Origin of the sequence: Rhodococcus sp. NyZ502 (assembly GCF_041464245.1) — a bacterium.
GTDB classification, from domain to species: domain Bacteria; phylum Actinomycetota; class Actinomycetes; order Mycobacteriales; family Mycobacteriaceae; genus Rhodococcus_F; species Rhodococcus_F qingshengii.
Genome location: NZ_CP167155.1, coordinates 4,914,331 through 4,934,947 on the forward strand (window position 1 = coordinate 4,914,331; position 20,617 = coordinate 4,934,947).

18 protein-coding genes are annotated in these 20,617 nt (G+C 61.2%); 11 read left to right on the forward strand and 7 right to left on the reverse strand.

Going from position 1 to position 20,617, the window contains the following annotated elements; genetic code table 11:
* Positions 1 to 25 precede the first annotated feature (25 nt).
* A complete protein-coding gene (locus tag ACBG85_RS22555) occupies positions 26 to 781 on the forward strand; it encodes a MerR family transcriptional regulator (protein WP_030535291.1) in 756 nt (251 codons plus the stop codon).
* 6 nt (positions 782 to 787) lie between these two features.
* Here ACBG85_RS22555 and ACBG85_RS22560 read toward each other — a convergent pair whose 3' ends face one another.
* Positions 788 to 3,307 carry a response regulator transcription factor gene (locus tag ACBG85_RS22560; RefSeq protein WP_372024943.1) on the reverse strand — a complete coding sequence of 840 codons (2,520 nt, stop codon included), beginning with the start codon at positions 3,305 to 3,307 and terminating at the stop codon, positions 788 to 790.
* 364 nt (positions 3,308 to 3,671) lie between these two features.
* On the opposite strand from ACBG85_RS22560, the gene ACBG85_RS22565 reads away from it, so the two are divergent.
* Both ACBG85_RS22565 and ACBG85_RS22570 read left to right on the forward strand, forming a co-directional pair.
* On the forward strand, positions 3,672 to 4,673 hold the full coding sequence (locus tag ACBG85_RS22565; RefSeq protein WP_372027894.1) for a helix-turn-helix domain-containing protein: 1,002 nt from the start codon (positions 3,672 to 3,674) through the stop codon (positions 4,671 to 4,673).
* A 50-nt stretch (positions 4,674 to 4,723) separates the two neighbouring features.
* Positions 4,724 to 4,981, forward strand: coding sequence for a hypothetical protein (locus ACBG85_RS22570; protein WP_054782014.1), 258 nt, complete (start codon positions 4,724 to 4,726; stop codon positions 4,979 to 4,981).
* Positions 4,982 to 5,308: 327 nt separating this feature from the next.
* Here ACBG85_RS22570 and ACBG85_RS22575 read toward each other — a convergent pair whose 3' ends face one another.
* Together ACBG85_RS22575 and sthA are read right to left on the reverse strand one after the other, a co-directional pair.
* Positions 5,309 to 6,211 carry a hypothetical protein gene (locus ACBG85_RS22575; protein WP_003940348.1) on the reverse strand — a complete coding sequence of 301 codons (903 nt, stop codon included), beginning with the start codon at positions 6,209 to 6,211 and terminating at the stop codon, positions 5,309 to 5,311.
* Positions 6,212 to 6,362: 151 nt separating this feature from the next.
* Positions 6,363 to 7,775 (reverse strand): Si-specific NAD(P)(+) transhydrogenase, encoded by a 1,413-nt coding sequence (gene sthA / locus ACBG85_RS22580; RefSeq protein ID WP_054827928.1) that lies wholly within the window; start codon positions 7,773 to 7,775, stop codon positions 6,363 to 6,365.
* 470 nt (positions 7,776 to 8,245) lie between these two features.
* Here sthA and ACBG85_RS22585 point away from each other — a divergent pair, with 470 nt between their 5' ends.
* From ACBG85_RS22585 to ACBG85_RS22610, 6 genes are all read left to right on the forward strand, one after another.
* Positions 8,246 to 9,742: a condensation domain-containing protein gene (locus ACBG85_RS22585; RefSeq protein ID WP_372024947.1), complete on the forward strand. Its 1,497-nt coding sequence runs from the start codon at positions 8,246 to 8,248 to the stop codon at positions 9,740 to 9,742.
* Entirely contained in the window at positions 9,675 to 11,141 is a 1,467-nt protein-coding gene (locus ACBG85_RS22590; RefSeq protein ID WP_042451330.1) for a condensation domain-containing protein, read from the forward strand. Before ACBG85_RS22585 ends, ACBG85_RS22590 begins: the two co-directional genes overlap by 68 nt.
* A complete protein-coding gene (locus ACBG85_RS22595) occupies positions 11,141 to 12,523 on the forward strand; it encodes a condensation domain-containing protein (protein ID WP_042451333.1) in 1,383 nt (460 codons plus the stop codon). Before ACBG85_RS22590 ends, ACBG85_RS22595 begins: the two co-directional genes overlap by 1 nt.
* 78 nt (positions 12,524 to 12,601) lie before the next feature.
* Positions 12,602 to 13,063 (forward strand): MarR family winged helix-turn-helix transcriptional regulator, encoded by a 462-nt coding sequence (locus tag ACBG85_RS22600; RefSeq protein ID WP_042451335.1) that lies wholly within the window; start codon positions 12,602 to 12,604, stop codon positions 13,061 to 13,063.
* A complete protein-coding gene (locus ACBG85_RS22605) occupies positions 13,060 to 13,488 on the forward strand; it encodes an organic hydroperoxide resistance protein (RefSeq protein ID WP_003939720.1) in 429 nt (142 codons plus the stop codon). The genes ACBG85_RS22600 and ACBG85_RS22605 overlap by 4 nt, the downstream gene beginning before the upstream one ends.
* Positions 13,485 to 14,492, forward strand: coding sequence for an NADP-dependent oxidoreductase (locus ACBG85_RS22610; RefSeq protein ID WP_019745038.1), 1,008 nt, complete (start codon positions 13,485 to 13,487; stop codon positions 14,490 to 14,492). Before ACBG85_RS22605 ends, ACBG85_RS22610 begins: the two co-directional genes overlap by 4 nt.
* A 78-nt stretch (positions 14,493 to 14,570) precedes the next feature.
* Here the strand turns inward: ACBG85_RS22610 and ACBG85_RS22615 are convergent, their stop codons facing one another.
* From ACBG85_RS22615 to ACBG85_RS22625, 3 genes are all read right to left on the reverse strand, one after another.
* Positions 14,571 to 15,446: an oxidoreductase gene (locus tag ACBG85_RS22615; RefSeq protein ID WP_030535283.1), complete on the reverse strand. Its 876-nt coding sequence runs from the start codon at positions 15,444 to 15,446 to the stop codon at positions 14,571 to 14,573.
* A 50-nt stretch (positions 15,447 to 15,496) separates the two neighbouring features.
* Positions 15,497 to 16,450, reverse strand: a complete 954-nt coding sequence (gene yidC, locus ACBG85_RS22620) for a membrane protein insertase YidC (protein ID WP_372024952.1) — start codon at positions 16,448 to 16,450, stop codon at positions 15,497 to 15,499.
* A gap of 112 nt (positions 16,451 to 16,562) precedes the next feature.
* On the reverse strand, positions 16,563 to 16,844 hold the full coding sequence (locus ACBG85_RS22625) for a DUF6412 domain-containing protein (protein WP_003939922.1): 282 nt from the start codon (positions 16,842 to 16,844) through the stop codon (positions 16,563 to 16,565).
* Positions 16,845 to 17,257: 413 nt separating this feature from the next.
* Between ACBG85_RS22625 and ACBG85_RS22630 the strand changes: the two genes are divergently transcribed.
* Positions 17,258 to 17,797, forward strand: coding sequence for a C40 family peptidase (locus ACBG85_RS22630; protein WP_039973374.1), 540 nt, complete (start codon positions 17,258 to 17,260; stop codon positions 17,795 to 17,797).
* 190 nt (positions 17,798 to 17,987) lie between these two features.
* The gene (locus tag ACBG85_RS22635) at positions 17,988 to 18,224 is read left to right on the forward strand and encodes a hypothetical protein (RefSeq protein ID WP_007733940.1); all 237 of its coding nucleotides are present in this window, start codon (positions 17,988 to 17,990) and stop codon (positions 18,222 to 18,224) included.
* Here ACBG85_RS22635 and ACBG85_RS22640 read toward each other — a convergent pair.
* Complete coding sequence (locus ACBG85_RS22640) at positions 18,199 to 20,556, reverse strand: LuxR C-terminal-related transcriptional regulator (protein ID WP_007733939.1); 2,358 nt, start codon at positions 20,554 to 20,556, stop codon at positions 18,199 to 18,201. The genes ACBG85_RS22635 and ACBG85_RS22640 overlap by 26 nt on opposite strands.
* Positions 20,557 to 20,617: the final 61 nt, after the last annotated feature.

The following is a 20,617-nucleotide window of genomic DNA, read 5'->3' on the forward strand; positions in this document are numbered from 1 at the left end:
ACCGATCCGAGAGTAGGAACTCCACGTGAGCGAATGGTCCATCCAAGAACTCGCCAAATCCGCAGGTACCACCAGCAGAACGCTGCGTCACTACGGCGATTTGGGACTCCTGGAACCGAGTCGCATCGGCGCCAACGGCTACCGCTTCTACGACGAAGACGCCCTGGTGCGACTGCAACGCATCCTTCTACTTCGGGAACTCGGACTCGGATTGCCGGCCATCGCCGAAGTCCTTACCGGCGAACGCGATACGGCCGCCGCACTGCGTACGCACCTCGAACTCCTCGAGCAAGAGCGCACGCGGATCTCGAGACAGATCGAATCGGTCAACAGGACCTTGAACAAGACGAAGAATGGTGAATCACTCATGCCGGAAGATGTTTTCGACGGGTTCGACCACACCCGATACAAGGACGAGGTCATCGAGCGTTGGGGCAAGGACGCCTACACCAGCGGCGACAACTGGTGGCGGTCGATGTCGGAGCAGGACCGTAAAGCTCATCTGCAAGCTCAAGCCGACATCGCAGCGGCATTCGGAAAAGCACTGACAGCGGGGCTGTCCGCGGAAAGCGACGACGTCCAGACGATTACCCGAAGACAGTTCGAGTGGATAAAGATCGGTTGGCAGGGAAGGACTCCCAGCGCCGACGCCTTCACCGGACTCGGCCAGATGTACGTCGACGATCCCCGCTTCACTGCAAACTACGACAAGTACGGAGAAGGCACCGCTTCGCTGGTCCGTGACGCGATGAAGGTCTATGCCGAGCGCAATCTGCACTGACGCCGATCAGTCCTGCCCACTGCCGAGGAGGTTGTGTCGGTGCGCTGCCGCGACAGCCTCTTCCCGGGAATGCGCACCGAGTTTGCGATACAAGGCTCGGACGTGACTCTTCAGCGTGTTGTTGGATACGAACAACCGCCGCGCGATCTCACCGATCGGAATGCCGAGACCCAGTTCCACGAGAACGTCCATCTCCCGTTTCGTCAATTGGACCCGAACGATGGCCGCCGGATACATCTGCGCCGCTTCGGATTCGAGAAAGGTCGCGACGGCACTGCTCGAGCCCTCGGCCCGATCTTCGAGTTGCTTGATCAGATCACGCGGTATCGTCGCCAGGGCCGACAGGACACCGGAGGTTTCGAGCAGTCCGCGAGCTTCCTCCCATGTACTCGCGGCAGCGGGGATCCTGCCCAGTTCACACAGAGCAGCGCATTCGATCAGCAGGGATTCGAGCCGAAACCTCGTGAGATACTGCCCGCTCCAGTCGATTTCGCGGCACAATTCCAATGCCTGGGACGGCGACCCGGTCAGGAGATGCGCCCGCGCCACGGAGACCGTGACAACTGCAAACGTATGTGGCGCAGCGACTGATTCTTCCAGCGCCTTGGTACCCTCCCCGGACGCCAACAGAAGATCGATACGTGCCGCGGTGAGAAGCGCGTCACCGAGCGATCGTTCACACGGATTCACGTGCCCGTGCGTTGCCACTGCGCGCTGGAGAGAAATCAGCCCCGAGAACGGGTCCGATTGCAGCAGTGCAAATCTGGTGTAAGTGTAGGCCGCGAACGCCCACAGGTCGCCCGGCGGTGTGACCTCGGCGAGTGCGTCCATCGCGGCAGCTCCGGCGTGCAGGTCCACGCTGTCGCACGCCACCAGTGCCCGCGCGATCGCTCCCCCCATGTGCGAGGGCGGTCCCAACCATCCCGAAACGTCCGGGTGTGTGCTTTCCAGGTGCAGCCAGTCTGTCGCGTGCGCGACGTCCCCGATCAGCGCGGAGTTGAGCGCGGCATTGCCTGCGGCGTGACGCAGGACGAACTCCGGACCATGTTGCACCGCACCTTGATAGGCGAGTCGCAATTCCACCGCGGCATCACCGAGGTCACCGGTCAATTGATGCGAGACCCCCCAGATCAGCCGCAGGGCGGGCAGTTGAGACCCCAACGCGCCCAACGACTCGTCGCCGAGTCCGTACACGACGTGCGCCAATTTGCGCGTGATCTCGGTAGAGCGTTGGTACTTACCGGATGTTCTCAGCACCACCGCTTGGACAGTTCCGACGTTCAACAAGCTGTGCGCATGCGGACTACCACCTATCGCACGCAATTCCGCCGGTTCCGTCGGTAATGAATCGCCGTTGATCAACTGCGGCCGCAGACGTGATTCGAGCAGGTCACGACCCACCAGAATCGAAGGGTTCGAACTGAGTACGTCACCGGGTATGGATTGCAACGCAGTCCGGACCAATCCGGTGTGATCGACCAGAAGATCAGCCCAGTGGCGCTCGAGTATGTCGAGCACCCTGGTCCACTTGCGTCCGTCCAAGGCGTAGTGAACGGCACCGGCTATATCCGAAGTCCCGAGAGCGTGATCGACGAGTACCTGGAAGGGATCTTCGAATCCATCCCCTTGTTCGGCCCGTATCTGTATGAATGCCAGTCGAACTGACGGCGCGAAGTACCAGGACGGTTCTCCCTCGAAACCATTCCGGAAGATCAGACCGAAAGACTCGAGCAAGTCCAGTTTGCCCTCCACGTCAAGATCGTCGGACAAGACACGAGCGATCTCTGGTGTCACCGTGCGGGCAGCGGCGATCGTAGTCGCGAAGTCGAACAACTCGAGCGACTTGCCCGATCGAGGAGCGGTCCGACTGACGTACGCGTGGATCGCCTGGTCCACTCGCTGCTGAACGCGTTCGCGTCCACGGCTCGGTTCACTCAGCCCCGCAACCGCACTCAGAGCAACCTTCATCAGCACGGGAACGCCGGCGACGCGTTCACAGATCGAATGGACGATGCCCGAGGGAAGGTGAATCCCTGCCTCCGCGAACAGAACGGTGGACTCGTCGAGCGTGTATCTGAGGTCGTTCGCGCACAGGTACTCGTCCACGCGGACGTCTTCGAGCAAGTCCGTCGCAGACCGATCCTGCAGCGTGACGATTACTTTCAATCCGGGAAGCCGCACGATCAGATCCACGATTCGGCGTCCCACCTCGTCACCCTCAACCAGGTCGATGCGGTTGAACACCAACACGAATGGTGCGGGCGACGAGTCGAGGAGTGATTCGATCGCGCCCACTGGATCCTCGCGCATTCGTGGCGGGGCCTCGAGTGATTCCAGGGAATCCTGAATTACTGCGAGCGCGGTGTTCCAGTACTCGAGGGGGGTCATCCGATGCGATGGCGCCGGCACCCAGACTACCGGTCTGCTCGGCACCTGCCCGAGAGTCGTGAGCCACAACGCGGCGAGTTCCGTCTTGCCGAACCCAAGCGGCGAATCGATGACAGTCAATCCCGCCGAGCGTTCCATCAATCCGAGGAGGCGGGGACGAATCGCCGTGGCTCCACGCCCGGCAAGCCGCCTTTGCAGCGTGCCCCTTCCTCGAGGATTTCGCTTTGCTCGAGATAGCTGCGATCGATTCGAAGTGGACGTCATGATGGCCGACAAACGAGCAGTCGATCCCCGCCGAACTCGAGATTTCGTTCGAGCATCGAACTCCCAACCTGTCCACCCATAACGAACAACATAGACAGCTTCGCCGCGACACGCGAGCACTGGCCGTCTCACAAATACGCCCGATTTGTCTCATTATGTGGGCTCGGTCACTATTGACGTCTATTTGCGGGAGAGTGACTGCGACCTGCGGGATCTGACATATCATGCCCGCGTGTCGATGAATTCCGCCCGCATCCGCGTGTCGACCCGATCGGTCGATCCTGCGGACGCCGACGACTTCTGGCGCAGTGCCACACGTCCGTTCTTCGTCACCGACCGAATTGACCCTGACACATCTCTCGAAGGCTCGATCACAGCGCTTTCCATCGGAACCTCGTTGATCGGTCAAACTACCTTCAATGCACAGAAGTACACCCGAAACAATCGGCTGATCGCCGAGAGCGGACTCGACGATGAATACATGGTCCAGGTCGTCCTCGACGGGCAGTTGAGCGGCAACGCCGACGGAGTCGATTTCGTCGCACGTCCAGGCGATGTCACATTCTTCGACCTCGGGCGTACCTGGACCGCCGACGCGGAGGTAGAATCGACAGGGCGCACCATCACGCTCCTCGCACCGCGTTCCCTCGTCGAGGCCGAGTCGAAGGGTCGTTCTCTACACGGGACGGTACTGCGCGGAGTTCCTGCCGTCGTGCTCGCTCAGTGCATGCAATCGGTCGTACTCGCGCTACCGCATCTCGATCCCGATGCTGCGGCCGGCTACGAGGACGTCGTCGCGTCCCTCCTTCGTGTCAGTTTGAGTATCGCCGAACCTGATCTGTCGCCGCGGCCCGATCACTCTCTCCGCGATCGTGCGTACGCCTACATCGCCGAGCATCTCTCGGAGACCTGGCTCGGCCCGACGAGCATGTGCGCAGCATTGTCCGTCTCCCGGGCACAGCTCTATCGCGCATTCGCATCCGACGGCGGAATAGCTCTTGTCATTCGGCGGAAGCGTCTCGAACTCGTCTACCGCGAATTGACCAGAACCGAGATGCCGAACGAAACGATCGAAGCGTTGGCCCTGCGATGCGGCTTCACCTCGAAATCCCAGTTGGCGCGAGCGTTCAAGGACTTCTACGGGATGACCCCGAGCCAAGCCCGAACCGACGGCAGACGCACGATCGGGGACCCGTCGATCGCACGCCTGCACCGCCGACTCGAGTTCTTCAGCCCCTGAATCCGAGATACTCCACAGCCTCGCGAGCGTGCCTGTGTTCTAGTTGATCCATGAGCTGGGTCGACAAGGAACTGAGTCTGGCTGCGCTCACAGGTGCGGTCACAGGTGTCGCCGTGATGATCCCGATAGTCGGAGATGGAGCCTGGTCCTGGATAGGACTGTTCATGTCGGCTGTCGTCGCTACTGGTGACCCGGTGCGAGATGCCGCAGGGTTCCCGATGTCCTTGATCGTACTGGCGGTCATCGCCGCAGTTACGTACGTGTTCTCCTACCTGCTCGCCCCCGCCCAGGCCTCCCAGACGCCGTAAGAACCTCTATTTCATCGCAATTCATCACTCGAACCGCGGAAGCGACGACTGAACTATCCGCACCCGGCAACGAGCTCAGATCACTTCAGCTGGAAATGAACCGGAGAACAAACTGCTCGATGCCTTCCGATATGACCTTGGTCAGCGCGGTGAAGTCGTTCGACCAGCGTTGAATATCCAAGCTGCTCATCACTTTCCTCCGTTCTTCGTCCCGCTGCCCGTGACGCACAACGTAAGCGGGACATTGGGGCGCACTGGAACTATCTGCGAGAACGCGGTTTCCGTTACCAATTGACCGGTCGAACAGCACAGCTTTTCGCTACCGCATCAGACGGTCACTTCTTCGACCGGTTTCTCCTCGTGGCTCGCCGCGCCGAAGACGGCCACGGCGACGGCGCCCGCGATTGCCCCGACGAAGCCGACCACGGCAAGCCATTCCAGGCCCGGTCTCGACGCGTCGCCGAGCACCACGACGCCAACGATTCCCGGAACCACCGTCTCGCCGACAACCAGAGCCGCTGTCGCTCCGTTGACGGATCCCAGTTGCAGCGCCACCGTGTGCAGATAGAAACCGCCCAGGCCCGAAACGAGGATCGCCCAGCCGGCCGGATCGCGGAGCATCGTACCGATTTCGAACGGATCGATTCCGTAGACCACGCGTACGGCAATGGCCAGACAGCCGAACAGCACACCCGAGATCAACCCGGCGACAACTGCTGCGCGTGAGCCCAACCATCGGATCAAACCGATGCCGATCAGCAAGATCAACGCCGAGCCCACGAGGACACCCCAATGGACGACGTCGTTGGAACTCCCACCGCCCGCGTGACCTGACGACAATCCGAGCAGCAGGAGCGATCCGATCACCGCAGCGATCGCGAACCAGTCGCGACGATGCAACTGGATGCCGAGGACCACGGTCCCCAGCACTGCCGTGATGACGAGATTGGCACTGACCACTGTCTGCGACAAGAACAGTGGAATGAGCCGCGCGGAGATGGCACTTCCGGCGAATCCGACCGCATCGAGCACGGTGCCCAGGATGAACGACGCCGTCAGCGCGGCCGCGAACGTCGAACGCAAGGTCGGGCCACCCGACGCCGTCACGTGTCCGGCCTCGCCACGCTGCTCGGCGGCAGCTGCCGACTTGCGCGCGCCGTAGGCTTGCAGCACGGATGCAACGCCGTACCCGACGCATGCCACGATCGCGGCAATCAGTCCGATCAGCATCGAAATTCCACACGAAGTTCCTGGGCAATGGTCATGGAGATAGACCCTGCCTTATTTCCCCAGGCCTGACATCACCCTCAGGTATTCGAACAAGTGCTACCCGAGAAGTACACCGACCGCCCCTGACCGGTACCTGGGGACACCCCGACCCCTAGTGGAATTGCTTGAGAGCCCTGATCTTGTTCATGACGTCGAGCGCCGCCACCTTGTACGCCTCGGACAGTGTCGGATAGTTGAAGACGGCGTCGACAAGGTATTCGACGGTCCCGCCGCACCCCATCACCGCTTGGCCGATATGCACGAGATCCGTTGCACCCGAGCCGAAGATATGAACACCGAGCAGTTTCAGGTCATCCGTCGACACCAAGATCTTGAGCATCCCGTAGGTGTCGCCTGCGATCTGCCCGCGTGCGAGTTCGCGGTATCGGGAAACGCCAACCTCGTACGGCACCGATTCCTTGGTCAAATCGACCTCGGTGGCGCCCACGTACGACACCTCGGGAATCGAGTAGATGCCGATCGGCTGCAGATCCATCAGCTTCGCGCCTGGTTCGTCGAAGGCATGATAGGCCGCGAGTCGACCTTGATCCATCGACGTCGCCGCCAACGCCGGGAATCCGATGACGTCACCGACGGCGTAGATGTGTTCGACCTTGGTGCGGAAATTGTCGTCGACGTAGATACGGCCACGTTCGTCGGCTTCGAGCCCGGCGTTCTCCAGCGCGAGTGGCGCCGTGAGGCCTTGCCGTCCAGCCGAGTACATCACGGTCTCGGCGGGAATCTGCTTGCCGCTGCGCAGCGTCGTAAGCGTTCCGTTCGCTCCGACGTCGACGGCCGTCACTTCTTCACCGAATCGGAAAGTGACCGCCAGATCGCGTAGATGGAATCGAAGCGATTCGATGACCTCGGGGTCGCAGAAGTCCAGCATCGACGTCCTCTTCTCGACGACGGTGACCTTGGTGCCGAGTGCCGCGAACATCGATGCGTACTCGATACCGATCACTCCCGCGCCCACGACGACCATGGTGGTCGGGATGGAGGTCAGATCGAGGATCCCGTCGGAGTCGAGCACCCGGTGACTGTCGAAGGACACCCCCGCCGGGCGAGCAGGCAACGTTCCGGTCGCGATCACGACGAACCTCGCCGTGATCGTCATCTTGTCTCCGCGCGAGGAGTCCTCGACGAGGATGGTGTGCTCGTCGACGAACGAGCCGACCCCTACCAACAATTCGACGCGGTTGCGCAGAAGCTGAGATCGAACGACTTCGATTTCTTTGGTGATGACATGCTGGGTTCGCGCCAGCAGGTCGGCCGGAGTGATGTTCTCCTTGACGCGGTAACTCGCGCCGTACAGTTCGCGTTGGTTCATCCCGGTGAGGTAGAGAACCGCCTCACGCAACGTCTTCGACGGAATGGTGCCGGTGTTGACGCACACTCCCCCGAGCATGTTGCCCTTCTCGACCATCGCTACCCGTTTACCCAGCTTGGCCGCCGCGATGGCAGCCTTCTGCCCACCCGGGCCGGAGCCGATCACAACCAGGTCGTATTCCATCGGATCAGTCATCGCTTAGAAATACCGTCTGCATACGACCGGCAGATGCCGAGCATGTCAATACTCGGTGAACAATCCGCGCGCCGAAACGACACGACGGCGGTACACGAACCCTGTTGCAATTAAAAGAGATACAGCCGAACCCATACGAAACTTGCTACACATAAACATATTCCGACGTTCGCATGCACACATGCTTCGTCTCCGACGGAATTCACAACGGTCTGTTGAAATTTGTTTCACCACAGAGTGATTGATCGATCAACTGACAGGTGACCAGGGCCGTAAACCGGATGTCCAGTATTCGAATTGTCCGAAAAAACGAGCGGAATGTTCCTCGTCACATCCCGCACCGAAGCAGTTGCGCGGAGCCTCGGGCCGCGTTCTACTTGCCTTGACTAATCATCTGTCACTCTCGGTTACAAACATCCGCCCCGTTCACGATCCCCACCTTTCGCCATCTCGAGAGATCAGGTTTCCCAATGGAATTCACGGAACTTGCCGACTATCCCCTACCTCCAGGGACCGTCACCGAGTGGACTCCCGCCGCGGTGAATCCGCCCGAGCTGTGGCCTGTCGACCAGCGTCCCGCCAGCTACATACACGAGGCACACTTGAAACATGCCGAGCAGGCGAAACGGCAGGTACACCATCAGACCGACGTGTGCACTCCGTCGTGGCTGGGTACCTCGTTTCGCATCCACGACCGACTCGACCGAAGGATCTGGGCGGCCGCTCTCGATCACTGGATCGATCGCCACGAAGTGCTCCGAACACACGTCGCCGTGGAGGGCGAAACGATAGTCCGACGCACCGCGGGGTCTGGAGACGTCCGGATTCTGGGCACCGAGGTCGGACACCTTGCGTCCTCGATGTCTGTCTTCACACATCTGCAGCAACTGCTCGACCGATCGACCGATCCACTTGTCTGGCCTGCGTATCAGTTCGCGACGATCGAAGGCCCCAACCACTTCACCGTGGTTTTTGCCGCTGATCATGCTCTGCTGGACGGATATTCGGTGGCGTTGACCGCGCACGAACTGCAGACGATCTACCGATCGTTGAGCGAGGGAAGCCCTCCCTCGCCGCCGGAGACCGGAAGCTACATCGACTTCGGCACCAAGGAACGAGATCTCGTGGGACACGCGGACCGCTCTCACCCGGCAGTGCAGACGTGGCGCGAGTTCTACGCGCAGGGCGAGGCTCCGCACTTTCCAGCGCTACCCGAACCGGTCACCGGACGCCGAGTCCCTCAGCAGAGCCTGTCTGCCTGGCTTCTGAGCGCCCGGGGAGCCGAACGCCTGGCAGAAGCGAGCAAGCGCAGCAACCAAGGATTCCTGGCCGCGATACTCGCGTGCGCGGCCAAGGTGACCGGCGATCTCACCGGTGCAGACGAATTCCGCGTCGTCGTGCCGCAACACACCCGTTCGGAGCTTCGATGGGCCGCGTCGCTGGGATGGTTTATCGGTGTTGTGCCGGTGAGGATTCCGATTGCCCCCGCCGCAACCCTGAGCGATCTGGCCAAGGTTGCCGGCACGGAGATACGGCGCGTCCGCCCCGCCGCGGCACTGCCGTATTCGAAAGTGTGCGAGCTGATCGACTCCCCGCAGCACCTGCCGTTCGTGCTCTCGTACATGGACGTTCGTCACGTTCCTGGTGCCGAGCAATGGACGAGCTGGCAGACCAGGGGCCTTCGTAGTCGAGATCATTCGGGAACCGACGTCTACATCTGGCTCACGCGGACTCCCGAAGGGCTCAATCTGGCCATACGCCACCCGGGCAACGCGCGCACGAGCCGCCACATCCATCAGTTCGCGGGACTCCTACGCCGCGAAATGGAGGACTTTGCCTTCTCGACCGACACTTTCGCACCTCCGACCAAAACCGCTGCACCGATCGAGGAGAACTCTCATGGAAATGACACCCATCGATCTCTGGGCACCGAAAGCCGGGACGCTCACCGAGTTCAGGCCTACTGAACAATCCCTGGCGGCGGCATCCGGGGCACCGCGGAGCGACCAACCGCTCTCGTTCCTACAGGAAGGACACATTCGTACCGCCGATCACAAGCGCGCACAAGGCGTCGACTGGTCACCGTGGATCGGATTCACGTTCACTCTGCCCGGTGATCTCGATCGGGAGGCACTGCGTCGGGCGGTCCAGGCGTTTGTCCTGCGGCACAACACACTGCACAGTTGGTTCGAGGTGAGATCATCCGAAGATCCCGACGGTAGCGGGGTCATCGACCGTCACGTGGTGGATGCGTCGACGATCGAACTCACGCCGCACAGCATCGGTTCTCTGAACACGGCAGATGCGGTTCGCGAGCATGTGAGCCGAAGTTTCGCCGGCGATACCAGCCCATTGCAATGGCCCTCGTTCATCAGTGGCGTCGTCGAGCACGGCGCCGGCTTCACCGTCTACTACGGCGTCGATCACTCGCACACCGACGGCCTGTCGTTGATGCTGGGCGTCGAAGAACTTCGTGCGCTGTACATCGCCGAAAGCGCCGGCATCGACGCTCAACTTCCCTCTCCCGGCAGCTACGTCGAGTACAGCGGCGAGGAACGGACATCCGCGGGGAACCTCGACCTGGCCGCAGCGCCTGTGCAGCAGTGGATTTCGATTCTCGCCGCCAACGCCGGCCAACTCCCGACGTTCCCCCTCGACCTCGGTGTCGCGAGCGGCGAACAGACCCGGTCGACCCGCACACACATCGACGTTCTCGACAGCGACGAGTCAGCCGCGTTCGCAGCGCTGTGCAAGTCCAATGGCGTCGGCTTCTCCACGGGGATCTTCGCAGCCCTCGCCCTCACCGAGATCGAAGTTGCGGATCGAGCGAACTACTTCGCGCTCAACGCAGTCGGCACTCGCTCCGATCCGAGATACCTCTATTCCCAAGGCTGGTTCATCAATCTCGTCCCGGTCTCGTTCACGCTGAGCGGTGTCACGAACTTTACCGATGCACTCCCCCTTGCCCACGCTGCTCGCGCTGCGGTGAAGGGACTCGCGGACGTGTCCATTCACTCGGTGATCGCCCAGGTGTCGAAGTTGACCGGATCCGACATCGGTGGAACCTCGGTCCCGCCGATGGTGTCGTACATCGACATGCGCCTGATTCCAGGTGCCGAGCACCATGACGAACTCGAGGCGCGGGCACTGGGTGGGCCAGGAACGACGGGTGATCTGTCGATGTGGATCAACCGGAAGGAAGACCGTACGTACGTGATGGTCAGTTTTCCGGACACCGAGCAGGCGCACACATCGGTGAATCGGTACCTACGACACCTTCGCAACGTCCTGAGAACGGTCGCTGATACCGGCGACTACCGTGTCGTGCGTCAGGCGGATGCACGTCAGGAAGTGGAGACCGCCTGATGCACATCACGTTTCTCGACAGGTTCGAGGCACGGCCGGGCCGCATTCTGCAGTGGACGCCGAGTGAAATCTCCACCGGAACGACGTATCCGGTTCCTCCGACCTCCAATCAGCAGCTGCATCTTGCCGGCAGCCGCGGCGATACGACTTGGCTCGCTGCCACTTTCGACGTTCCCGGCCCCATCGACACGGACGCACTCAAGGCCAGCTTCGAGGAATGGACGTCCCGTCACGACGCCCTGTCGTGCTCGTTCTCCCAGGCCGAAGAATCGGGTGAATCCTCGGCACTGTTCGTCGACGTCGCCGACGTCGCCGATCTGCGCCTGCGTGAGGAAACAGTGGCTGACGCGCGAACACCGGAGCAGGTGCGAGAACTCTTGGGCGAGCGCTTGGATCGATGGTGCAATCCTTTCGCGTTTCCCGCGTACTTTCTCGGTGCCATCACCCGCGAGGACCAGTCGACAGTGGTCTGCGGGTTCGACCATGCCATCTGCGACGGCTGGTCCATGAGCATCGCAATTACCGAGATCAGCACTCTGTATCGCGAATACACGCGGGCGGACCGTGATCCGATCGCGTCTGATCTCCTTCCGGAGCCCGGGAGTTTCCTCAACTACTGCTTCCGGGAATCGGCAACCGCGGATCCAGAGCCCGGCGACCACCGGATTGCGGGTTGGCGGTCCTTCCTCCGAGCATGCGGGGGTGACACTCCCCATTTTCCCGTAGATCTGGGACTGCCCGCCTGGGCGATGTCGCCCCAGGGCACAGACACCCGAATGCTCCTCGACGCCGACGAAGCAGAGTTGTTCGACCAGAACTGCGCCGATCATCGGCACTCGTCGTTCGGTGCAATTCTTGCGTCGATCGGTTTGGCCACAACACAATTGACCGGCAAGAGGGACACGCACCTACTGTTCCCTGTTCACACGCGTCGGGAACCGCGACACAACCACACCTTCGGATGGCTGGTAGCCAATGCGCCCATCACCGTGACGAGCATGGACAATCTTCACAGCACTGCCCGGGCAGTCAATCTCGCTTTCCACGAGTCACTTTCACTGTCGTCCGTCTCGTCGAGGCAGGTGTTGCGGAGCTTGGGGCCCGAGGTTTCGCCCACTCGCAGAGACATCTTCTCGGTGTCCTACGCCGACTACAGAACCATGCCCGGTGGATCTCGCCCCCGTAAATCAAAGTCCAGCGAATCACAGCCTGCGCCGATCAATCCGCAGCAACTCAGTCGCGTCTCGAACGCCGACGACGTTCAGTTCTGGTTCTCACGAACTCACGACGGATTGGCAGTGCGGACCAGGTTTCCTGCGCCCGCTGCCCGGACAGTGCACACCTTCCTCTCGCATGTCTCCGAGATCCTGTCGACGCCGTAGACGAACGGCCGCCTATTCGTAGATCTATTTGACACTTCTTTGTTGTGCACAACTTAACTGTGCGCTACAGTTGTTCTCGTGACCAACCCACTCGCTCTCGAACGCCAGGTCTGCTTCGCCCTCTATTCGGCGTCGCGGGCCACTACGGCCGCGTACCGGGCAATGCTCGACGACCTGGGAATCACGTATCCCCAGTACCTCGTCTTGTTGACACTCTGGGAACGAGACGGCCGCGGGGTGCGTGAGATCTGTGAGGCGCTCGATCTCGATACCGGAACTCTGTCGCCGCTGCTCAAGAGGCTCGAGGGTCTGGGATTCATCGAGCGCCGACGCCTCACCACCGACGAGCGTCGCGTCGAGATTCACCTGACCGAGGCGGGTTCCACCCTGCGCAGCAAGGCCGAGGACATCCCGGCCAAACTCGCAGGTGCCACTGGTCTGAGCACCGACGAACTCACCGAACTTCGAGACGTTCTCACTCGTCTCGGCGAGTCGCTCCAAGCATCCAATGCCCACTCCGACGGAAAGAAGAAGTCATGAACATCGTCTACACCGCAGAAGCACTTGCCACCGGCGAAGGCCGCAACGGTCACGCTCGCACCTCGGACGGACGCCTCGATCTCGGCCTCGCCATTCCCAAGGAAATGGGTGGCAGCGGCGAAGGCACCAACCCCGAGCAGCTCTTTGCCGCCGGATACGCAGCATGCTTCCACTCCGCTCTGCAGATGGTCGCCCGTGCCGAGAAGGCCAACGTGGCTGATTCCGCAGTCGGCGCGCGGGTCGGCATCGGCCCCAACGGTGCAGGAGGCTTCGGACTCGCTGTGACGCTGGAGGTTTCACTCCCCCATCTACCCCATGATCAGGCCGTCGAGCTGACGGAGAAGGCACACCAGGTGTGCCCGTACTCCAATGCAACTCGCGGCAACATCGAGGTCACCCTCGAAGTAAGTAAGGACGACGAATGAGCACTACCACTGTCAGCCGGGAAATCCGTCTCGCTTCACGCCCGAACGGTTGGCCCACGTCGGAGAACTTCGCCACCGCCGAAGTAGAACTCCCCGAACTCGAAGACGGCCAGATCCTGGTCCGCAACATCGCCATCTCCGTCGACCCGTACATGCGCGGCCGAATGAACGACGTGAAGTCCTACCTTCCGCCGTTCCAGGTCGGTGCGCCGCTCGACGGTGGTGCCGTCGGCGAGGTCGTCGAATCCAAGTCGGCTGATCGCGCCGTGGGCGACGTTGTCGTCCACGGCCTCGGATGGCGTGAATACGCCATCCTCGACGGATCCGCAGTGACTCCGGCCGACACGTCCATCGCGCCGGCGACGGCCTACCTGGGTGCCCTCGGCATGACTGGCCTCACCGCGTATGCCGGCCTCACCGCGGTTGCGGAGTTCAAGGAAGGCGATACCGTATTCGTCTCCGGCGCAGCAGGTGCCGTCGGATCGCTCGTCGGTCAGATCGCCAAGTTGCTCGGAGCGAAGCGAGTAATCGGTAGCGCCGGTTCACCGGCGAAGGTTGCCCGACTTCTCGAACTCGGATTCGATGCGGCATTCGACTATCACGACGGCCCGATCACCGAACTACTCGCCGCTGCCGCCCCTGACGGCATCGACGTGTACTTCGACAACGTCGGTGGCGAGCATCTCGAAGCCGCAATCGATGCCATGAACCAGGGTGGCCGGATTGCCCTGTGCGGAGCCATCGCTCAGTACAACACCACCGAGAAGCCCACCGCTCCCCACAACCTGGCACTGGTGATCGGCAAGCAGCTCACACTGCGCGGATTCCTCGTGGGCGGCTACCGTCACCTCGGTGGCGAATTCCGCACCCACATGGCAGGGTGGCTCGCCGACAACAAGATTCAGTGGGACGAGACCATCGTCGAAGGCCTGGAGAATGCACCGCAAGCGTTCATCGACCTGATGCGCGGCGCGAACACCGGCAAGATGGTTGTCACGCTGTAACCCGAACAACATCTAGCTCGAACGGATATGAAAGTGGCCGCGAACTTCTCGAAGTTCGCGGCCACCTTCATATCTGAATCAAATCCCGAACGAGACTCCGGTCAACTTCTCCGACAGTGTCCACAAACCCGAGGCTGTCTTCGTATCGTGTGACTTCTTGTTCGACCCCACGACCTTCGGATACCCTCGCTGCTCGAACGGACCGTCCGGTCCGATGTAACTGCCGCCGAAGGCATCCGGCGCGGTTGCCGCCCACAGTTCGGGAAGGGCGCCCATCTCCGCGGACTGCGCGAAGATCGAATTGCCGATTCCCATCAGCTTGTCCTGGATCGACTCGGTGTGCCCCTGCAGGTTCGTCGACGCGTATCCCGGATGCGAAGCGAGCGCTTTGAGCGAAGATCCCGACGCCGCGAACCTGCGTTGAAGTTCGTACGTGAACAACAGATTGGCAAGCTTGGACTGCCCGTAGGCCAACCATCGGTTGTACTTCCGACGCTCGAAATTGAGATCGTCCAGATCGACAGTTCCGAGCTGATGCAGGGCACTGGACATCGTCACGACACGATCGGTGAGCTTGTCCTTCAGCAATCCGGTCAATGCGAAGTGTCCGAGATGGTTTGTGCCGATCTGCATTTCGAATCCGTCGACCGTCCGGCGGAACGGAACCGCCATCACGCCGGCGTTGTTCACCAGGACGTCGACCTTCTCCGTTGCGTCGGCGAAGGCTCGTACCGACGACAGATCCGAGAGGTCCAATTTGCGGACAACCGCGTTGGGCCCGATCTCGGCGGCTACGGCGTCGGCCTTCGTGGTGTCACGACAGGCGAGGACGACGTCGGCCCCGGCTTTGCCCAGCGCTCGTGCGACTACCTCACCCAGTCCGCTGTTCGCCCCCGTGACGACAAATGTGCGGCCGGTCTGATCGACTACGTCTTCTGCGGTCCATTTGGTCATGCTTTCCAGCGTACGTGCCTTACTCGCCGGTAGGGAGGGGTCGCTTTCCGTCATCGCCTGCGCTTGGCGCGGATGGGCTTGGCGCCCGGCAGCGGCGGTGCAGCCACTCTGGGCGACGGGGGCGCGGTCATTCCGGGAGTCGGCGACGATTCGGCTTCCTTCTGCTCCGCAGCGATGCGTCCGTACACAAAATGCTGTTGTCCCAGCGTCCAGCAGTTGTTACTCACGAAATACAGCAGGATCGCCACGGGCGCGAACGCACCGAAAGCGATCACCCCCACCGGAAACACCCACAATGCGAGCTTGTTCATGATCACTGTTTGAGGGTTGACGGTTCCGGTGTCCACTTGGCGCGCGATGGATGCCCGCGATGTGAAATGTGTAGCGACGGCGGCAAATATCATCAGCGGTACAGCTACCAGAATGATGGAGATACGGCTGACGTCGCCGAATGCTTCCAGTTGTGCTGCCGGGCTCGAAATCATGGCGGACAACGGTGCGCCGAACAGTTTGGCGTCGAGAAAAGACTGCACATCCGAGGCACTGAAGAAGTAGTTGGCCGTGTTCGCGTTGTCCGCCACCGACATCGGTTCGGTCGGGCTCAGAAACGGGACGTGCGATGCCGCTCCGGTCCGATTGAACGATCGCAGGACGTGATAGAGACCAATGAACACCGGTGCCTGAACCAGCATCGGCAGACAGCCGAGCAACGGACTGTAATTATGTTCTTTCTGCAGCTTGGCCATCTCTACAGTGAGTTTCTGCCGGTCACCCGAATACTTCTTCTGCAACGCCTTGATCTGAGGTTGCAGCTTCTGCATCACCAGTTGAGTGCGGACCTGCTTGACGAAGGGTTTGAACAGCAGGGCTTTGAGCGTGAAGACGAGAAATACGACCGACAACGCCCACACGACGCCGTTGTCGGGTGATCCGGAGACCAGTGAGAAGACCTTGTGCCAGAACCAGAGGATTCCGGACACGGGGTAGTAGACAAAATCGAGCATGACGAATGAACCTCACCGAGAGGCACGCTCAGAGAGATGAGAGCGCGGGAATGGTTGTGGACGCAAGACGTCTGACCGACCTACGACGAGTTCACACCCGTCGACTGCCGATCTACAGACCGATTCCCGGAGCTCGAGGTTGCGGACGACCGGGCGCGTCCGGGCTGCTCTGCCTGCGGAAAGCACCACGCAGGCAGCGTTCGTCATCAGACGGGCCAGTGGCCGAAACCGCGCATAGTTGCAGAAGTTCGTACTTCGAGGAAGTTGCGAGCGCAGCGACCACGAAGACGGCAATCGCAGTTCCCAGCACCGCGGCGCTACCCGAGGAACCAAGCGGAGGCACTGCGAGAAGAGCGATGAACGGCAGCAGAAGCAGCAACAGTGACCGTGTCACCGTTCCTGTGCTCCGCTGTTGCATGACTGCGAGAGTACAGAACGTCTGCCGAATCCAGCCAGACGCTTGCCTCACGTACTTTTTCGCGCAGCCATTTGTGCGCAGGATCGTGGTCCATCCGACCGTGCCACTGTTGAGCGTTCGGCGCTCCCGCTGCGAATCGCCTGACCGGAGCCGGGGGACGCCGGCCGCCGTGCCCTCCTTGATTCGGATCACGAAAGTCCGTCGAAGTTCTCGCGATCGATCAACAGGCCTTGCACCCACAATGCCGCTCGAAACAGGTATGCACCCCGTCCAACTGACCGGTGCGAACACGTCGAGGCGCAACCAGGCTGAGTGTCGCAAGCCGAAGCCCGATCACACCCATCTGGACACCTGCTTCGGGACGCATCGACGCAAAGGCAACACGCGAAATGTCGCACCACCGATTCACCGACCCCCGCACGAAGAAGCATGCACTCGGAAGGGCGCTTGTCGTCGGCGTTCTTTCCCTGACAACCCTTGCCGTGAGTATCGACACCGCGAACGCTCAGGCCCCCGTGCTTCGGGACTGGAACATCGCCGCAGTTTCCGTCGACACGAATCCGGCGAAGGTGTCAGCTTTCGCTTCCTCGGATACAGGCCGCGTATTGGCAGCCGCAGAGTCCAAGATCGGCGCTCCGTACGTCTGGGGCGCGACCGGGCCGGACTCGTTCGACTGCTCCGGTCTCGTTCAATGGGCCTATGCACAAGCGGGCGTTTCGATTCCGCGAACCAGCTACGACCAGGCGGTTGGCGGCACTCCAGTTTCCCGGGACGATCTACAGCCGGGTGACGTGGTCCTGTACTACGGCGGGGAGCATGTGGGGATCTACGCCGGAGGCGGTGAGATCGTTCACGCCCCGACGTCCGGGGAGTCGGTCGAACGCGCACCCGTGGACTCGATGCCGTACTACCTCGCCCGACGTTACTGACATGAATCCCGCAAGCTCGATGAAACAGCGTGTATCGCGGCGATATTCGAATCGCTCGTCGCGAGCCGAACGATTGACACTCCCCCATTGCGCGGAATGTGATGTCATCCTCTCACCCGCGAGCGCGGTCTGCGCCAGGTGTCGTGGGGCGCGGTTGGACGTGACGCGGTGTTGCGGAGACGGCACTGTCGTGTCCTGGCGAACGGTTCACGGCGACCCCTCGACCGTTCTCGCCATCGTGGAATTGGACGAAGGGCCGTGGCTGTACACTTTCCTCACCGAATCCCCTCGCGCGGATGCGCCTGGACCGCTACGAGTGTCGTTTCAGGGGCGTGAAGAAGGTAAGCGCTACCCGGTGTTCTGCTTGTGCGGCGACGACCGTGGTGAACTGCTATCGGACGTCAACTCCGGCCTGCTGAGCCATTGACCTCACGCGAGTCACGCTCCTGCGCGGTCGAGACGTACCACGCTGCGATCTGCGCTCTGGAACTGAATCCCAGTTTTGTCAGTACGTGTTCCACGTGTCCCTGAGCGGTGCGCAGCGAGATTACCAAGTGCTCCGCAATCGCGCGATTGGTCAACCCTTGGGCAACCAGTTCCGCAACTTGCTGCTCACGAGGAGTGAGGTGAGGCCCTTCAGCCGACGACGCAGTCGTGACACTGGAGCGCTTGTCGAGCGCATATGCGACAGCTTCACCCTCGGACATCGCAAACCCGCTGCGAAACGACTTGTCGAAAGCATCGTCACCCATGGCTTTGCGAGCAGTCTCTGCAGCAGTGTCGTGATGAGCTGACAAACCCGGCAGGCCCGCCAGCCGTCCCCCGACCTTCTGCCAATACATGGCTGCCGCGCCGAGCAGAACCGCTGCATGCTTCCAATCACGTTGCGCTGCAGCAATCCACGCCAACGGCTCGATACACCACGCCGAGTTCATCGGGGCATCGAGAATTCTCAAACTTCGAGTCAAATAGTCACTTGCGGCCTCCAATTCACCTCGGAGCCAGCTCACGAGCCCGAGAGTTCCCAGCGCAAATGCCTGGAACATCATCTCGTCGGCGGGCACGGTGATCGCGAGAATCTCTTCGTTGCACTCCACAGAGCGATCAAGAGCGCCGGACAGGAAGTACGCGACTCCCAAGGTGTCCAGGCCGATCACAACATGCAGCAGATTCTTGTCGAGTCGAAACAACGTCAACGCGGATTCCAGCTTGGCTGTAGCGGTATCGAAGTTACCTCTGAAGGTATCGACGTATCCGTCTCCCCACGTCGCCAAGCCGCGCGAGCGCACATCCGCCAAGTCGTTTGCCAGGCGCCAACTCTCGTCGACCAACTCTTCTGCCCGTTCGAGTTCCCCCTGCATCGCGTGATTCACGGCGTCGATGGCCAAGACATCCACTCGGAACGGATCCAGCTCTCGATCCTCTGCATTCAAGGCTCGATCCGTCCAGTAACGCGCCTGCACAAGTAATCCACCTGCAAGCCAGAATCTGTACAACGCACCGACCATTCGCGTTGCAGATCGCGCCTCTCCGGCAGTGGAAATCGAGTACTCCAACGCATCGTTGACGTTGCGCTGTTCACGACCGAGCCTTGCGATCCAGGCAGCTTGCCGGCCACTGATCCACTCGGCTTCCGCATGAACGACCAGTGCCTCGAACCAATCACGATGGCTTCGACGCAGAGCGGAATACTCACCGGCGGACTCCAACTTTTCATGTCCGTACTCCCGGAGTAGGTCGAGGAGGTGGTACCGAACATCCCCGTCGGTTTCCTCACGAATCAGGATGGACTTCTCGACCAACGCGGTGACGAGATCGAGCACTTCGGTCGAATTCATGTCCTGCCCACACACGCCCTCAGCGGCGTCGAGGTCGAACCCACCCGAGAACACCGACAACCTCCCCCACAACTGCTGTTCGGTTGGCGAGCAGAGGTCGTAACTCCAATCGATCGACAATCGCAGCGTCTGTTGACGACTCGGAACGTCGCGTCCACCCGTTGTAAGAAGTCGGTATCGATCCGAGAGCCTGTTCATGATCTGCTCAGCAGACATACCACGCAGGCGAGCTGCCGCCAGTTCGATCGGAAGTGGGAGTCCATCCAAGTCGTGACAGATATGCGCAACGGCGCGCTTGTTCTCCTCGGTGAGGGTGAAACCAGGTACGACGGAAGCCGCACGCTCGGTGAACAACGACACCGATTCGTACTGGGCAATTCCCTCGAATTCGGGCGGCTGTTGCTGCGGTGTGGTGAGTGAGGGAACGCGCATCGTCACCTCACCGCCCAGGCCCAGCGATTCGCGGCTCGTCGCCAGGATCTTGACGCCGGCACATCGCCGTAGGATCGCGCCTACGAACACAGCGACGGCATCGACCAGATGTTCACAGTTGTCGAGCACCAACAGCAGACTCCGATCGGCGCAGTAGTCGATCAATGCCTGCAGCGGGTCCGCCGACGAGACCGACCGGACACCAAGGGTCACGGCGACATGATCTTCGAGGAGATCCGAATCTGTCTGCTCCCCCAGTTCCACCAACCAGGCACCGTCTCGAAACACCCTTTGCAACGCGCCCGCAAGTCGGATCGCGAGCCGTGTCTTGCCCACGCCACCGATCCCGGTGAGTGTCAACAAACGGGACGTCTCGAACAATCTCCTGGCGTCGGCCAACTCACGCCGACGACCGACGAAACTCGTCAGCTCCAAGGGCAGGTTGCCGACAACTCGCTGGTCGGCTTCTGAGCGCACAGCGGATGCCATCGACCGACTCGCTTTCTGCCATACCACTACACAACAACGCTACCCCCACGATCGGCCTCCC

Coding starts and splice junctions, on each gene's coding strand:
- ACBG85_RS22590 (WP_042451330.1), top strand. CDS start 9,675: ATGGAAATGACACCCATCGATCTCTGGGCACCGAAAGCCGGGACGCTC.
- ACBG85_RS22615 (WP_030535283.1), bottom strand. CDS start 15,446: ATGACCAAATGGACCGCAGAAGACGTAGTCGATCAGACCGGCCGCACA.
- ACBG85_RS22630 (WP_039973374.1), top strand. CDS start 17,258: ATGTCGCACCACCGATTCACCGACCCCCGCACGAAGAAGCATGCACTC.
- ACBG85_RS22560 (WP_372024943.1), bottom strand. CDS start 3,307: ATGGAACGCTCGGCGGGATTGACTGTCATCGATTCGCCGCTTGGGTTC.
- ACBG85_RS22585 (WP_372024947.1), top strand. CDS start 8,246: ATGGAATTCACGGAACTTGCCGACTATCCCCTACCTCCAGGGACCGTC.
- ACBG85_RS22595 (WP_042451333.1), top strand. CDS start 11,141: ATGCACATCACGTTTCTCGACAGGTTCGAGGCACGGCCGGGCCGCATT.
- yidC (WP_372024952.1), bottom strand. CDS start 16,450: ATGCTCGATTTTGTCTACTACCCCGTGTCCGGAATCCTCTGGTTCTGG.
- ACBG85_RS22610 (WP_019745038.1), top strand. CDS start 13,485: ATGAGCACTACCACTGTCAGCCGGGAAATCCGTCTCGCTTCACGCCCG.
- ACBG85_RS22570 (WP_054782014.1), top strand. CDS start 4,724: ATGAGCTGGGTCGACAAGGAACTGAGTCTGGCTGCGCTCACAGGTGCG.
- ACBG85_RS22565 (WP_372027894.1), top strand. CDS start 3,672: ATGAATTCCGCCCGCATCCGCGTGTCGACCCGATCGGTCGATCCTGCG.
- sthA (WP_054827928.1), bottom strand. CDS start 7,775: ATGACTGATCCGATGGAATACGACCTGGTTGTGATCGGCTCCGGCCCG.
- ACBG85_RS22575 (WP_003940348.1), bottom strand. CDS start 6,211: ATGCTGATCGGACTGATTGCCGCGATCGTGGCATGCGTCGGGTACGGC.
- ACBG85_RS22640 (WP_007733939.1), bottom strand. CDS start 20,556: ATGGCATCCGCTGTGCGCTCAGAAGCCGACCAGCGAGTTGTCGGCAAC.
- ACBG85_RS22605 (WP_003939720.1), top strand. CDS start 13,060: ATGAACATCGTCTACACCGCAGAAGCACTTGCCACCGGCGAAGGCCGC.